At 68.7% G+C, this 14939-nt stretch carries 11 protein-coding genes; 6 read left to right on the top strand and 5 right to left on the bottom strand.

Annotated elements, in window-relative coordinates; genetic code table 11:
* Positions 1–849 precede the first annotated feature (849 nt).
* Positions 850–1710: a zinc finger domain-containing protein gene (locus tag ACWD4O_RS42810; protein WP_451288465.1), complete on the top strand. Its 861-nt coding sequence runs from the start codon at positions 850–852 to the stop codon at positions 1708–1710.
* A 1193-nt stretch (positions 1711–2903) separates the two neighbouring features.
* On the opposite strand, the gene ACWD4O_RS42805 is transcribed toward ACWD4O_RS42810, so the two are convergent.
* Both ACWD4O_RS42805 and ACWD4O_RS42800 read right to left on the bottom strand, forming a co-directional pair.
* Positions 2904–3590 (bottom strand): TniQ family protein, encoded by a 687-nt coding sequence (locus tag ACWD4O_RS42805; protein ID WP_451288464.1) that lies wholly within the window; start codon positions 3588–3590, stop codon positions 2904–2906.
* A gap of 35 nt (positions 3591–3625) precedes the next feature.
* A complete protein-coding gene (locus ACWD4O_RS42800) occupies positions 3626–3760 on the bottom strand; it encodes a hypothetical protein (protein WP_451288463.1) in 135 nt (44 codons plus the stop codon).
* On the opposite strand from ACWD4O_RS42800, the gene ACWD4O_RS42795 reads away from it, so the two are divergent.
* Positions 3747–4433, top strand: coding sequence for a hypothetical protein (locus ACWD4O_RS42795; RefSeq protein WP_451288462.1), 687 nt, complete (start codon positions 3747–3749; stop codon positions 4431–4433). The genes ACWD4O_RS42800 and ACWD4O_RS42795 overlap by 14 nt on opposite strands.
* 19 nt (positions 4434–4452) lie before the next feature.
* Here the strand turns inward: ACWD4O_RS42795 and tpg (ACWD4O_RS42790) are convergent, their stop codons facing one another.
* Complete coding sequence (gene tpg / locus ACWD4O_RS42790; RefSeq protein ID WP_451288461.1) at positions 4453–5007, bottom strand: telomere-protecting terminal protein Tpg; 555 nt, start codon at positions 5005–5007, stop codon at positions 4453–4455.
* Positions 5008–5276: 269 nt separating this feature from the next.
* Here tpg (ACWD4O_RS42790) and tap point away from each other — a divergent pair, with 269 nt between their 5' ends.
* From tap to ACWD4O_RS42770, 4 genes are all read left to right on the top strand, one after another.
* Positions 5277–7499, top strand: a complete 2223-nt coding sequence (gene tap, locus ACWD4O_RS42785; protein WP_451288460.1) for a telomere-associated protein Tap — start codon at positions 5277–5279, stop codon at positions 7497–7499.
* Positions 7500–7509: 10 nt separating this feature from the next.
* The gene (gene tpg / locus ACWD4O_RS42780; RefSeq protein WP_365611784.1) at positions 7510–8067 is read left to right on the top strand and encodes a telomere-protecting terminal protein Tpg; all 558 of its coding nucleotides are present in this window, start codon (positions 7510–7512) and stop codon (positions 8065–8067) included.
* A gap of 117 nt (positions 8068–8184) precedes the next feature.
* Positions 8185–8898, top strand: a complete 714-nt coding sequence (locus tag ACWD4O_RS42775) for a TIGR02391 family protein (RefSeq protein WP_451288459.1) — start codon at positions 8185–8187, stop codon at positions 8896–8898.
* Positions 8899–9465: 567 nt separating this feature from the next.
* Positions 9466–10401, top strand: a complete 936-nt coding sequence (locus ACWD4O_RS42770; RefSeq protein ID WP_451288458.1) for a Shedu anti-phage system protein SduA domain-containing protein — start codon at positions 9466–9468, stop codon at positions 10399–10401.
* A gap of 146 nt (positions 10402–10547) precedes the next feature.
* Here ACWD4O_RS42770 and ACWD4O_RS42765 read toward each other — a convergent pair whose 3' ends face one another.
* Together ACWD4O_RS42765 and ACWD4O_RS42760 are read right to left on the bottom strand one after the other, a co-directional pair.
* Complete coding sequence (locus ACWD4O_RS42765; protein WP_451288457.1) at positions 10548–13205, bottom strand: Helicase associated domain protein; 2658 nt, start codon at positions 13203–13205, stop codon at positions 10548–10550.
* Complete coding sequence (locus ACWD4O_RS42760) at positions 13202–14467, bottom strand: hypothetical protein (RefSeq protein WP_451288456.1); 1266 nt, start codon at positions 14465–14467, stop codon at positions 13202–13204. Before ACWD4O_RS42760 ends, ACWD4O_RS42765 begins: the two co-directional genes overlap by 4 nt.
* Positions 14468–14939 lie beyond the last annotated feature (472 nt).

Genomic DNA, 14939 nt, shown 5'->3' with positions numbered 1-14939 from the left:
GGCTCGCGGCTCGCGGCTCGCGGCTCGCGGCTCGCGGCTCGCGGCTCGCGGCTCGCGGCTCGCGGCTCGCGGCTCGCGGCCATGCTGCTCTATCCGATTTCAAGGTGAAACACAAACCTTCCTGCCGCAGCGAGCATGACCCTGAACAAGGACGCATTACACGGTAACGAACGCCTGCTGCGGGCCTGCATGAGGAGCCTGTTGCGTTGCTTCTCGTCCCGCGATCGGGCCTCCGCCGCTGCTTCCCGGAAGTCCAGGTACCGGCCGACTCCTGCCAGGCCGCTGACCGCCGTTGACCGGCCAGGGGGAGTCGGCCGGTTGCGACGTACTCCGCTTCCGGCCTGGGCATTCAAGTCGTCCCGGCGCAGGCCGGAGCCGTTGAACCCGCTCTGCAGCAACTGCCCGGCGCCGACGTCACCGATGTGGAGGCGGCCGAAAGCGTGTAGAGGCAGCAGGCCGAATGCCCTGCACCAGCTGCTCGAGGATCGTCGCGATGTCCTCGGCTGGTGCATCCCCGCAGGCACGGGCGGAACTGCCTGGGGAGTGGTTCGCCAGGTTGTGACCTGCAGGCGGGAATGCCGGAGGAAGCGTGCCCGGTCCAATCGAGCGGACAGGCCCTGATGCGTCTTCTGCCCCCCCCGGCGCGCGCCGGGCCTCGGCCGATCATGGCGTCGTGCGCCGCCGAGGGCACTGCGGCCGACGGGCACGCCGACGCGGGCGGACACAACGAGAAGAGGCCGCCCTTTGCACCGTCAGGCGAGGCTGCGCACGCCGTCCCGTCGTTACGCTGAACGGGCGGTCCCCTGTCCAGGCGTCGCCCGGGCCTGTAGGGCGCGCGTTAGAAGGAGCATGACGCATCAGGAATCCCACGCCGACGGGGCATGTGCCTGCGCCCGTCCGCAGCTGGTGGTGACAGTCAACGGCGCCTTTCCCTACCAGGCGGTCCCCGTGACAGCCGATGAAGCTCCGTCATGCTCGAGTTGTTCAGGCGCCTATCACGGCTCGTGGCGACTGGGCCAGGCCGTGGGCCTGCACGATCCGCACCTGCGCGGCCAGCCGAAGAAGAACGGTGAGCCCTGCCGATGGGACACCCTGAGGGAACCCTGCCGCGTGCACCCGACGCCAGAAGCGTTGAAACGGCAGGAAGAGCACAGGCTTGCCGAGCAGGAGCGCAAACGCCAGGCCGACCTCGAGCGTCAGCGGGACACCGAGGAACGCCGCCGTAATCTGATCGAGATCCTCTCCGTCGTCTGCCCCCACTGCAGCGCATCGGCTGCCACGCTGTGCTCCACACCGAAAGGCCTCACCACGCGCAGCCTTCACCGCGCGCGGCGCCAGCTCGCCGGAGTGCCGGGCCCGCGCGACTACGTGATCGAGGCGTCCGACTTCTGCACCCAGCGCGTCGATGAGCCGCCCCTGGACGCGGATCCGCGCGCGGTCCTCGGTGATCCGCTGCATGATCAGACCGAGGCGGCCACGCAGCGCCGCAACGCCGAAGAGCGTGAGGCGGCCGGGCGCGAGATGGCTGCCGCGCGCAGGAAACTGTGGCTGTCCACCGCTGACCGCACCGCTGAGATCACCGCCCGGCCGTGCCCGACCTGCGGTGCCGAGGCTGCCGAACCGTGCAGGGACGCAATCGGCAAACGGCGCAAGATCTTTCATATCGAAAGGGCCGATGCCGCCATGCCGGTGCAGACCGTCAGCGGCTGAGGCTCGCTGAGGGCCGCCGGGCTCCCGCCGTCGGCCCAGGGGGATGCCGGCCACGCGGTCCCTCCGCTCCGTCGACTCGGTGAACCTGCCTGCAGCCGGGGCGCGGCCGTCAGCGGGCGAGTGTGCGCCGGACGTGCTGATCTGCTCTCACGAAGGCCTGAATGACGCCTACGGCGTAGCGCTGCAGCAGCACGGGCAGGTGCAGACCGGTGCGCCCGGACATGCCGCGGCCGCGGAAGTCCGGCCGTGCGCAGAGCGGTTCCGACGAACCGCCCTTGCGTCCCAGGCTGCGAAGCCGGCACTGCGCCCTGCGCAGGACAACATGATCGTGTGTAGGAATCCCGCGACCGGCATGCCCGCGGCGTGCCGTCCCGTCCGTTCCAACTCCTCCTGGAGATCGGCGCCGAACATGCCGGTGGGATCTGTGACGTCCTGCACGGGCGACGAACAGAACAGGTGGGGGTGCACGGGCGGCAGGCCGCTCTCGCCAAGGCGCGGGGCGGGAACGTTCAGCCGCCCGCCCGCCCGCGGGAGGGAAGGTGTCCACACCCTTCCTGTACGGGTCCGCGAGCGCGGCGGCACGCCCGGACCGCGCGCGAGGGCGGGCACGTGCGCCCGAACGGATGGCAGAGTGCACCCGGCTCCACCGGTGATCGTTGCCTGGAATATCACTGAATGTTCCAAGGGGTGTGGAGGCGAGTTTGACGACGTCCCGAAGGAGCGTGGGCCGCTGCTGGACGGTCCGTGTGGCGTAGCTGACGTGGTTGCTTAATGATCTTGGTTGTGGCCTGCTGTTGCTCAGTTGTTCTGAGTGGTGGGTCTGTTCCGTGGGTGGGGTCTACGCGGAGTCGATTGTCCGGCGCCGGAGGATACGTGGGTTGAGCTGGTTGTTCGGTGTTGCGCAGTGAGCTGGATGGGGCGGCAGTTTTTGCGCAGTGTGGTTGGCGCGCCTATAGGTACGAGGGCTTGTCGGCCGGTCTGCTGAGGTCAGGGCGGTACGGGTATGCGGGTCGGTTCAGCGGGTGGCGAGGCGTTTCCAGAGCAGGTCGTGGTCGGCGGGTGCGAGGCGGGGCAGTTGGAGACGGCCGGCGAGTTGATGGAGGAAGGCGGTCTGCTGTGCATGTGCCAGAGGGCGCGGGGGCAGGCGGTCGAGGGCCGCGGCGAGGGTGAGGGTCTCGGGGTAGGTGATCAGTTCACGGCAGGTCAGGGCGGGGGAGGCCGGGCCTGGCGGCGGTGAGCCGGTGCAGGCGTGTGTGCCAGCGTTCGTGTACGTGCTGTTGGTGGTCGTACCAGCGTGTCGTGATCGTCGATGCCCAGCTCAGGGAGACCGGTGTCGCCGGGCGCCGCGAGCGAAGGTGGGCTTGGGTGAGTTCGGGGACAGCCCGGATGCCGAGGGGCGCGGGATGCCGGGGGTCGCTCGATGCCTGCTGGTGGCGGGCGCAGATCATGATCCGGGCCAGGCCCGGCGACGGGTGGACCCGCGCGGGGGCTGCCGTGTGCGGGCTGCGGCGGATGGTGCAGGCGGTACATGCCGGCAACGGTTGCAGGGCGGTCTCGACCGCGTGCCAGTGGGCGGTGGCCGTGCCGTGCGCGCCGGTGTTGGCCGGCGAGGGTGCGGGCGGGCGCAGGTGGGGCAGGGCGCGGGTGAGGTGCGTGAGGGGGATGCGTGTGAAGCCGGACAGGCGGCGGGCGGCTTCGGCGCTGAGGCGGATCTCGGCGGCGGGCGGGGCGTGCTCGGTGCCGGTGACGGTGGTTGCGAGTCCGTCGAGGAGTTGGGCGGGGGTGAGGCGATAGGTGGCGGCCAGGCGGGTGAGGTAGGAGGCGGTGGCCTCGCTGGGCAGCGGCCTCACGTGCAGGGCGCCGGGCTGGGTGGGCCACATGCTGCCGGCTGGTAGAGCGGGGCGCGGTGGGGCGGTCACCGGTCGGCGGGCCGGGCGCGGCGTTTGGGGGTGCGGGGCCGGTAGTGCTCTTCGGCGAGATGGTCGAGCGGGATGCCGTCCAGCAGCCCTTTGGTGATGCGTTCGCTGCTGTCGAGGATGGCTTCTGTCACCGCTGACTTCCAGGCCGCCCGCCGTCACTACTACGGCACACCGGCCGCCGCATCCCCGCTTGTTGACGAGCCCGCCCGGTCGGCCAACCGGTGGCTCACCCTGCCCGTGCTGGACCGCCTCGTCTCCTATGACAGCCCCGCTCCATGCACCGCCCCGTGCACCCCGCCGGCGATCGCCTTCCGGCACCGCCCGCCACCCGCACCCCTCACCGAACAGACAGCCCGGGAAATCGCCCGGCGCCTGGCCACCGTGACCGCCCACCCCCGCCTGGCCGCAGCCCTTGCTGCCGCGCTCTTCACCGGTGTCTCCTTCCAGCAGCTCGCCACCGCCCGTCCCGGCGACTACGACGACGCCGCGGCCACTCTGGCCTTGCATGACCGCGCTCGCTACACCGACGGCTGCGCCACTCACCGCGTGCCGCCGTGGGCGCGTGTCTTCCTGAGGGCCGCTGTCTGCTTCGCCCGGCTCGCGCCTGGCCAGGACCAGCATCTGCTGGCCGGCCCTCACGACCGCACCCACCTGCTGCGCGTAGCGGAGGCAGCCCGGCTCCGGCCGCCCCAGCCGTTCGCCGGCCAGAGCACCGGCCGTATCCAGTGGGACTGGCGCGAACGGAAGGAAGCACGACGCTATGACGCGATGCTGACACGGCACCAGATCCCGCCCTCGTCCTGAGCCCGGAGCCAGGTGCACGTCAGTCGATGGAGAAATCGGCGAACTCCACGTCGGTGAAGGCGATCCCGAGGCCGTGAGCACGTCGGCCTCCGTCCCGGAAGTAGGCATGGCCCAGAGCACGGGCGAGGATCACCATCTGCTGCTGCTCGCCCCCGCCGGCGTCCCGGGCGGCGAACAGCTCGCGGGCCACTTCTCCCGACAGGTACTGGGTGATCAGCCGTACCCGCGGATCGTCCGACGAGCCTGCCGGAGCGGCGAATCCGAACCGCGCCCTGGTGTGGAAGACAAACCCGTCGGACTCGGTGCGGGCCCGCAAACGGGCGCGCACCAGGGGCTGCCACCGTGCCCTGACGGCCTCATCGATCAGCCCCGCATGCACAGCACTGGGACGGCGACGCATTCCCGGCCGGGTGGTGACCCACCTCTGTACCGTGCGCTGGGAGATACCCAGGAGGACAGCCACGTTCTTCGTGAAGCCCTTCTCCGCCCTGAGCAGGAAACGCACAGCGGCATCCTTCGTAGGCACGGGACGGGTCAGCAACGCCCGCTCGAGCCCTTTGACGATCTCACCCATGCCCGCCCCCGAGCGCTTCTCCACCGCGATGACCGGTGCACGGCGGCCGTCTGCTCTCCCAGATCTCTCACACCAAGCCGCTCTCCCCGGCCAGTTCAGGCATAGCCAGGACACCAGCTGCGGCCCTCGGCTAAAGACAGCAGTAACCCAAGCCCGAGAACGCCCTTCCCGAAGCAACCGTGAACCCCCAACCGCCATTTACGCTATCCGTACGTGTTTGGTACGCGAAACGTGCGCTTCACGTTAGGGTCTGGGGCAGGAGGTGCTGTATGTCCGAGCTGTTCGACGCGGTCGACGCGCTCATCGCGTCCCGCTCCCCGTTGCCGTTCCCGGCGGAACGCAGGCGGCTGCGCCAGGCGCACGGTCTGACGCTGGACGAGGTGGCCGCCGCACTGCAGGTGCGGCGCGCGACGGTCAGCGGCTGGGAGGCCGGCAAGACCGAGCCGCGGCCGCCGGAGCGCGACGCATACGCCCGCATGCTGAAGCAGCTCGCCCAGCTCTACCCCGCCAACGCCCCGGTGCCCTCTGAGGACACGGCGGTCCCCGAGACGCCTGCCGTCCCTGCCGTTCCTGCGCCATCGGTCGCTGAACCGGCCCAAGCTCGCACCGAACCCGCAGAGCGGATTCCGGAGCCTGTTTCCGAGGACACCGCGCTGCGCCCCGCCGCTGTGCCGCATCCGGTGGCCACGACCAGGCCGACGTCGCGTCGGCCGCCCGCGCGTAAGGCCGCCCCCGTCGGCAGCCCAGCCGGTGGTGTCGATGCGCGGTTCGAGAACGGGCCGCTCGCGGTCGTTGACGTCGACGCAGATGGTCAGGTGCTGGCGTACTGCGTCGGCGGCCTGGTCCTGGACGTACCGGCGAAGTCCGTTCCGGCCGTGGTGGAGTGGACGCTGAGCGAGGGGCGGCTCGGGCAGCCGAAGCTGTCCGGGCCGGGCAAGGACGGCGATCCGCTGCTCGTGCTCACGGAGGCTGCGCTGGAGCATTACGGCCTGCCGGTCACGCTCACAAAAGAGGAGCGCCTGGCCGGGCGGATCCCGGAGGGCCACAAGGTCATCAAGCAGTTGACGCGCGCCAACTGGCAGCTGACCAAGCGCGGGTTCGGGCCGTGGGCGAGGATCTACCGCCCCGCGCAGGGTTCGGAGCGGGCGTGCGTGCAGTTGTGCATTCCGTCGTGGGACGCGCTCGACACCCGGCACTGGGCCAATACGGGGCAGCTGCCACCGGCGGATCTGGCCCGGCTGCTGGGCACGTATGCGGCCCGGGTGATGACGCCGCGCGGTTCCACCGCCGTCACGGGCCTGGAGTTGATGACCGCCCTGCATCCGCCGACCCGCGCCTCCGAGCCTGACGAGACGGGGAAGCGGCACTCCGAGCGCAACCCCGGCTCGTTGGGGAAGGATCCGGTGGACTGCGCGCCGTGCGAGGCCCCCGACGGCCACCCGCTGCTCGCCGGCCTGCCGCGTTTCCACCACCGCACTCCGGCAGAGGTCCTGGTGGAGGAGGCGTACGACTGGTCGCGCCCGCTCACCGACGCCGAATGCCTGCGCCCTCACCTGGTGGGCATCGATGTGAACATGGCCTTCGCCGCCGGCGCGAACGGTCTCACGGTCGGCCTGTGCGCGCCGACGCACGTCAAGAACCCCGTCTTCGACGCGAAACTGCCCGGCTCCTGGCTGGTCGACCTGTCCCATATCGACCTGTCGAGGGTGAAGGTCGCCAAGGACACGTGGGCGGACCTGGACGCCACTCTGCTGCCCAGCCCGTTCACGCCGAAGGGCGAACGGCCCCAGGGCCCGGCCTGGTACGCCACGCCCACCGTCGCGTACGCGGTCGAACTGGGCTACGAGGTGCGCCCGGTCGAGGCGTGGGTGCGCTACGACAACGGGCGTTACCTGGACGGCTGGTACAACCGGCTGCGCGACGCGTACCTCGCCACAATGGCCGACCTCGGAGTGGGCGCCGACCTGTCGCCGGAGGAGTTCCTGAAGGCGATGGACGGCTACCGGCAGCGTGACCCCCAACTGGCGATCGTGGTGTCCGCGGTCAAGGCGACGGTGAAGGGCGGCATCGGCAAGCTGCGTGAGCGCCCGCGCGGGGAGGGCTGGAAGCCCGGGCAGTCGTGGCGGGCCCTTGCCCGGCCGACGTGGCGTCCGGACATCCGCGCCGCCGTCATCTCCCGCACGCGGATCAACATGCACCGCAAGATCGTCAAGCACGCGGCGTTCACCGGGCAGTACCCGGTCGCGGTCCTCTCGGACTGCGCCGTCTACGCCTCCGACGGGCCGTCGCCGCTGGACTTCCTGCCCTACCGGGACGGCAAGCCCCTGCCCGGCGGCTTCAAGCTCGGCGTGAACCCCGGCCTCGTCAAGTGGGAGGGCACCCAGAGCGTGCTGTGGGGCGAGGGCGTTCGAGAGCAGTTCAACGCCCCGGACCTCAACCTCGCCCGGTACATCAAGGACGGCACCGTCACCGACCAGGACACCGGGGAGTAGGTAGAGCGCGATGAGCCTGTTCGGCAACGGCCTGGACGCCGCGGTGCAGAAGGCGTTCACCCGCCCGGCGCCCAAGAACGCGGGCCCGCAGATGCGATACCTGGTCAAGCAGCTGGGGGGCACCAAGGCGGTCGCCCAGATGCTGCGGATCTCCCAGCGCACCGTCGAGCGGTACGTGAAGGACCAGATCAAGAAGCCGCGCCCGGACCTCGCCGTGCGCCTGGAGCGCGAGGTGAAGAAGCGGTGGCAGCCGCAGATCCGGGCCAAGGCCCGCGAGAAGGCGGCGACTACCGGCGGCATCGTCATCGACACCCGCGCCCGCATGGGCTACACCGCACCGATCGGCTCCACGGACCAGGACCGCATTCGCCACCTGACCATCGCGCTGCCGCCCCGCTACGCCGCCCGCCTCTTCGAAGCCCAAGAGGCCGGCGCCACCGACCAGCAGCTCCAGGAGATCGCCGCCGAAGCGCTCAAGGAGGTGTACTTCCAGGACAACGGCCGTCGCGCCGGAAGTTTGGAGGAGGTCCGGTTCACGGACATCGAGCACCTCGAGTTCGACCTGTAGATCTCCCAGCAGCAAGGGCCCGAACCGCCTTATGGGTTCCGGCCCTTGCTGCAGCTCCTGGCGATGCCGAGCCTCCTGAGACAGGGATTGTCAGACCTCGCTCCTAGGATGCGGCCCGTGGATCGAGACTGGATGCGGCAGCAGCTTGAGGCGTTCGTCGACCTGGCCCTGCGCTACGAACGCAGTACAAGGCCGGGCGATTACCTGGGTGATCCGGCGCTGTATGAGCAGCTGCACCGCGCAGAGCCCACGGTCAAGCAGATCCTGCGGCTCCTGGACCCGCAGCTTGCCGAAAAGATCAACCTCGATCAGATGGCGAGCGAAGCCATGGCCCGCCATGAGGTTCACCGAGGCCTGGGCATTCTGGCCGACATGGACGAATGGGCCGCCCGGCTCGTACCAGATGCACCGACCCTGCCCGCCGACCAGTTCCATCCCTGGGTGTGGGAGCCGGCCGCCCCACTGTGGGGCGCAGAGGCCCGACAGGACGCCGTCCTGGCTGCTGCCCGCACCGTCAACCGCCGACTCCAGCAGAAGCTGGGCCGCCACGACATCGGCGAGATGGACTTGTGCATGCAGGCCTTCGACATGAAGGACCCCGTCGCAGGGAAACCGCGCCTGCGGTTCGACGGCGACCACAACACACCTACCTGGCGCGCCCGCCAGGAAGGCGCCAAATACCTCGCGGCCGGCGCCTTCCTCGCCCTGCGGAACGTTGCCGCTCACGAGGATGAGGTGACCTGGACCGAACAGGAAGCGTTGGAGCACCTGGCGACCTTGAGCGTCCTCGCCCGCTGGATCGAACAGTGCACGGTGGAACGCGCCACTTGAGAGCTGGAGCGGATCTGCCGGTATGGACAGGAAACCGTACACAGAGCACTCCGCGGAAGGTCTTCGACCACGGTCAACGGTTCGATGTTTCCGTCGTGACCATTCCCGCGCCGCTGCCCCACGTACTACAGCGGTGCCTGACAGCGCCGCGGGCCTTCTTGACGGGGGCTGCAGCTCGCACTGGTCCTCCCAGCCCCACCCCTGTTGGCACTGCGGTAAGCCGACGAACTTTGTCAACGACCGCGGAGCACCCAGCCACAAAGTTTCTGAGCTGGAAGCCGCCCCGTAGACGGTGGACCGCTGTAGAGCGACGCCATCGCCCAGCTTGATGCCGACTCCCGTACTTCCACGGGCGGTTGTGGAGTCAGCCCAGGCATGCCCCCGGGAGCCATGCTCCATAAATCGAATAAGTGATCTACTTTCGGGAAAGTTGGGACACAGAGTGATGCAGTGGCCCAACATGCCGGTATGGACGGGAATGAGCCCACTTTCTTTGATCGGCGTCCTGCTGCGTCGGGAGCACTCTCGTACGGGAGCCGACTGGTAGTCAGGGATACGACTCATGTGTTGATCGAGGCCATCCCCTTCTTCATCCCCCACAGGAACTCATCGACTGAGCTGTCCATGAAGCTTGTCCGCACAGACAAGCGGACTGGCGAGCAGTGTGAGATGACGCTCAAGTCGGAGGACCTGTACATGCTCAAGAGCCACATCGCCCAAGCGCTATCCGTATCTGAGCAAGACGATGATGGTCAGTACCTCGTGCTACGAACGGATGGGTTCGGAGCGCAACTGGACGCCTCTGATGACGCCGTCGGCGCGATCGGCAGTGCCCTGGAAAACCGCCGGTTCGCTGCCCAACTCGCCCACCAGGTGAGCCCCGAGACCTTGGCCAAAGCATTTTCAGCTGCCGTCAGGATCGGTGAGCTGAGAGCCGCCGTCACCGAACTGCAAGAGCACCTTGCGGAGGGGCGCAATCGAGAGGACGTTTACCAGGACTGGTGTGAGCGCCATTCCTGGGCCTTCGGCAACGCATATGTTGCTCGCGACGACCAACGAGTCATCGGGATCGGCGACCACGTCGATCTTTTGATGAAGTCCACCGCCAGCGGGTTGCGTGATGTGTACGAGCTGAAGCGCCCGGACAAGGACGTGATCTTGTACGACGACACGCACCAGAACTGGTATTGGTCATCGCATACCGCGAAGGCGATCGGGCAGTGTCACCGCTACCTCGATACCTTGCATCGCGCTGCGGAGTTCGGTCTGCAACCTGCGCGGCCCGACATCGTCGCCTACCACCCGCGTGCCGTCGTCATCATCGGGCGGTCACACACCTGGGAGGAGACGCAACTGCGTGCTCTGCACGGGCTCAACAGCAGGATGCACGGGATCACCGTCATGACCTATGACCAGCTGCTTTCCCAATGTCACGCGCTGCTAAGTCACGTCACCGCTATCGATGAGAATGCCGAGGGCCAGCCGAGTCAGTTGACTGCCTAGCTCTTTCTTCGCACGTGGGCGCTGGTGAGGCCGGACAGGGGAAACGTCCGCCCCTGATCTGCGTGCCAGACCGGTTCAACATTCCCCTAAACGCCATAGCTGCAAGGTGACGACGCCCCGGCCTCTTGCCAGCCGACCGCCGACTTTCACGCCCACTCCACTCCCAGCTCGATCAGAGCGGCCCGCTGCTCCTGTGCGAGCTTGTCGCGGCGGGTCTTGGTGTTGGAGATCCACACGCCCAGCTTGACGACTACCGGCTCGGTCTCGCCGTCGACCGTGATCTCTTCAGCGTGGCTGCGGGGTACAGGCCGGTGGGCGCCTTCCCGCTCCACCCACTGTGCGAGGGCCGCCAGGCCGCGCTGGAACGCCTGCTGCGCCTTGCCCGGGCCCTTCGCCGTACGCGTGGCCGCAGGAGATGGTGCCGGGACGGGCTTGACGCCCAGCTGGGACAGCCGCTCCTGTTGCTCGGTGGACAGCAACTTCCAGGTGCCCGGCTGGGTCTGCCGCTCCAGCCACCGTCCGATGTCGTCGCCGTCCATGAGCACGCCGGGTGCGATGTCGGGGAGGGTGCCGTCGGCGTCGACGAGGTCGGCGAGGACGCGGTAGTGGCGTTGCCAGTCGAGCGGCCAGGGGCAGTTCCAGTCCGGGTCGATCGCGGCCAGCTGCTGCGCGCGTTCCTCGGCCCGTTCCGGGTCCTTCCCGAGACCGCCCTTCCTACGGAGATTGGCCATGTGCTGGCCGACCGGCACCATCGCCTCGCCTTCGCCCCACGCGGCGTCCTGACGCGGGGCCATGTGCCCGGTGGCCCGCCGGTAGGAGCGCAGTGCGGCGAGTTTGTTCTCCCAGGCTTCTTCGCCGGGTTCCCAGACCATCCCGGCCTCGGGTGCGTTCAGCAGGGTCTTGCGCCGTTCCTCCAGTTCCCCGGCCCGCAGGGCTTTCCTCTGCTGGTGCACCCACCTCCCCAGGGGAAAATCCTCCGTCACGCCCACTGTCGTCTCAGTGTCGTAGGGGACGGCGTAGAGGCCGGTAATGTGGTGCTTCCTCCGCCAGCGGATGAGGGCTTGGTAGCCCTCGAGCCATACCAGGGACTCCGGCCGGTAGACGCGGGTGCGCAGGAAGGCCGCGATGGTCGACGCGTCGCGCGGGCTGGAGAAGTGGAGCAGGGCTGACTCGGCAGCGGCGTCGGTGTTGTCCTGCTCCTGGTCCGTGCCCTCACCGCTGGCCCCGACGATCCGCCCTTCCTCATCGCGCCGTACGTGCACCTTGCGCTTCCCGCTGCTCAGGGCACGGGAGGCGAGCTGCTCGACAAGTCGTTCATCATGACTGCGGAGTCCTTGGAGGACCGCTACAAGAGGGCGAAAACTGGCGCTGGCGACCATGTCGGTCGGGTCCTCACCGTGCTCCAGGAAGACCGGCACGATGATGCGGGCGATCTTTGTGCTGCCGTCGCGGTTGAGCCTGAGCGCGCGGCCGATGTTCTGCACGATCTCGACCTGCGAGCCGCGGGTGTCCGCGAAGCACACGGCCTCCACACCCCGCTCGCCGGTGATGTCGACGCCTTCCCCGAGCACGCGAACGCTCGCGAGGAACGCGCGGTGGACCCGGCGGCTGGCCGCGTCGATGCCGCCTGCGAACTGCCGCAGCGCCTCGCGCCGTTCGGACACGAGGTGGTCGCCGCACAGCCACGCCGACCACACCCGATCCGGGGGTACATGGCGGCCAGCTTCCAGCTCGTAGAACTCCGCGTCGATGGACGACTTCGGCAGCCGGTCCGCGGCCGCCAGGTCCTCGTCGGAGGCGTCGTTGATGTACAGCTCCGCGGCCGTCTGGGGCAGCTTCTCCGCGAACGCGGCGGCCTCCTCCACCTTCTGATGGAAGGTCATGACGGTGCGCAGGTTCCACCTTGCGGCGTGTTCCAGAAGAGCCGTCTGCAGCAGGGCCAGGCGCCGGCCCCGCTGCGCCTCCTCCGATTCTCCGAGGACGGGGGAGGGGTCGCGGATTTCCAGTACGTCGATCTCGAATCCGGCGAGGATTTCGCGTTCGATCGCCTCCGAGAGCCCGAGTTCAGCCCCGGGCAGCCAGGCGCCGTACGTGCCGTCCGGGTCGTCGGTCATGCTCGCGATCTCTAGTTCCTGGCCGTCCGCGCCCTTCTGCGGGCGGGGGGAGGCGAGGATGCGGGGGGTGGCGGTGAGGTAGAGCCGGAAGTCGGCGGGGATGCGGGTGTTGTCGTGGATCGCGGCCCATGGCCTGCCAAGATCGCCTGCGGTTGAGTGGGCTTCGTCGATGATGGCGAGCGAAAAACCGTCCATCTGCTGCCCGTACAGGCGTTCCCCGCCCGTCAGGGCGGCCTCCAGCGGTCCACGAACCTTGCCTTGGCCCGTTGCGTCGAAGTCCTCGCGGTCCACGAGGGAGGCGTACGTGGCGAACACGATGACCGGCCCGTGGGCGGCCCACAGGGCGAGCTGGATCGGGTTGGTGGTGGTGCGCACCCCGAGCTCGTTCAGCACGGGGTCGTTGTCCAGCGAGCACACCGCGACCATGGGGGAGCGGTGACCGACCGCCCGCCATGCCTGGGCGGTCTGTACGAGCAGGTCCAGGGTCGGCACGGTCACGAGGATCCGGCCCTCGGGGAAGCATTCCAGCGCGCACGCAGAAGCCATGATCGTTTTCCCTGACCCGGTCGCTGACACGATCGTGCCACGGGCGCCCTGTGGGGGCACGGATGACCTTGCAGGGAATCCGACCCACCGGCGGAAACTCGACTTCTGGTTGATCTGGTGTTTCTTGAGCGGAATCCTGCTCATCGTCCGTCCTCCTCACTCGTGTCGTAGAGCCAGCTGTTGTGAAGCCTTTCCAGCGCAGTTTCCTCTTGGCCCTCCCGCGTCCAGATCCCTTCGGGCGAGGCCGGGGTGTTGTCGATCCTCTCGCACAGCATGAAGCAGGCGGGCAGGTCGATCAGTACGAGCTCGCCCGCGAACATGCCGTCGGGCCCGTAGCGGCGCCACAGCCGCTCCAGCCGCGCCCGGTGCGTCTGCAGGTAGGTCTCTAGCGCCCGCGGGTAGTAGGTGTCCGGCTCCGCCAGGTGCACGGTCCGCAGGGCGATGTCCACGACCTCCCGGGACGACTCCTGGTCCCACTGCTCGGAGTTGGTGCCGGTCACGGCCGCGTAGTGCAGTGCGCAGATGTCCAGGACGCGTTCGACAAGTTCCGCCGACGGCGCGCCCTCCTCTGCGGCACGGGCCGAAGGCCGGCCCTCGCCCACCGGCGACAGATCGGGACGGTCACCGGTGCGGACGGACGCCTCCAGGGCCAGGCCGTGGTGGTCCAGGTAGGCCAGGAGGAACAGGGCCAGGGAGCGGCCGGGGTCGCTGGCGTGCTCGATGAAGGGCTGTTCGCTGGTCCAGCCGAACGTGGCCTGGTGAGGGCGCGGCTGTACGCCACTGGTGTGCGGGTCGGGGAAGGTGACAGCACGGGTGAAGAAGTCGTCCAGGCGGCTGACCAGGTCCGCATCCGGGTTCTCCGGCTCACGGCCGCGCACGGTGGCGGTGGCGTTCTCCAGGATGGTGGTCAGGTACCGCCGGCGGGCTTCCTCCTGCTGCTGTGCCGCGCTGGACCAGCTCTCCTCAACTACCTCCACCACGCGGTACATGCCCTGGTCCCCGTACAGACCATCCGGCTTCTCCAGCGCCTTCCAGACCTTGGCGACTGCTTCCTCAACCGACCGCCCGTAGGCGTAGTTCGTCAGCAGGGCGGCGCCCGGGTGCTCCGGATCGGTCCGCTGCGCCACGATCCGGTAGCGGATCCGCTCGGGGGCCGGCTCTATGACCTCGCCGCTCTCGCGCGCCTGACGCTCCTGCTGAGCCTGGTGCCAGCGGTGTACGTCCGGGTCGCTTTCAGGGGAGTAGGTCACCCGCCCGTCCTCGGTCATCAGCGTCCAGATGCGCTTCAGCTCGTTACGCCGGACCGCCGCCAGCCGGTCCTCCGTACTGAGCGGACCCGGCTGGTCCTCTCGGCTCTCCAGGCCACCAGCAGCCACCCAGAGCTCGTGAATCTGTTCCACCGTCATCCCGGAAACCTCACGATGGATTTCTTTCCGCGCCTCAAAGCGCTTTTCGAAGCCCAACGAATTCAATGAGTCCTCGCTTCCCGCGCCCCGCCCATGCAGTTGGGGGGTGTCCCATATTTCTGCCAACGATACATGCTGCATCAACCCGATGTACGCGCTACACTAGAACCCAAAACGAACGAGCGACCCCCACCCCCGTAGCCAGCCCCGCCCGCGCCAATGGGCCCCAGGGTTCTGGAGGCGCAGCCGGAAGGACCGTCAGGCGGGGGAGCGCAGCGGACCCGCCCAGGAGTGCGAAGCACTCCCCAACTCCCACACCAGAAACCCGAATAGCCGCACCTGGCACACCGTCAACCCAGGCAGCGCGCAGCGCGGCTTGATCGCGGACATCCAGGCCAAGCTCGACGCCGCCAAGGCCGCGCACCCCGAGTTCGCGAACCAGACCGCCGTCGCGCTGTCCTGGTACAAGGAC

It is taken from the genome of Streptomyces sp. NPDC002623 (assembly GCF_053592635.1).
This window is presented reverse-complemented; position numbering and strand designations above follow the sequence as displayed.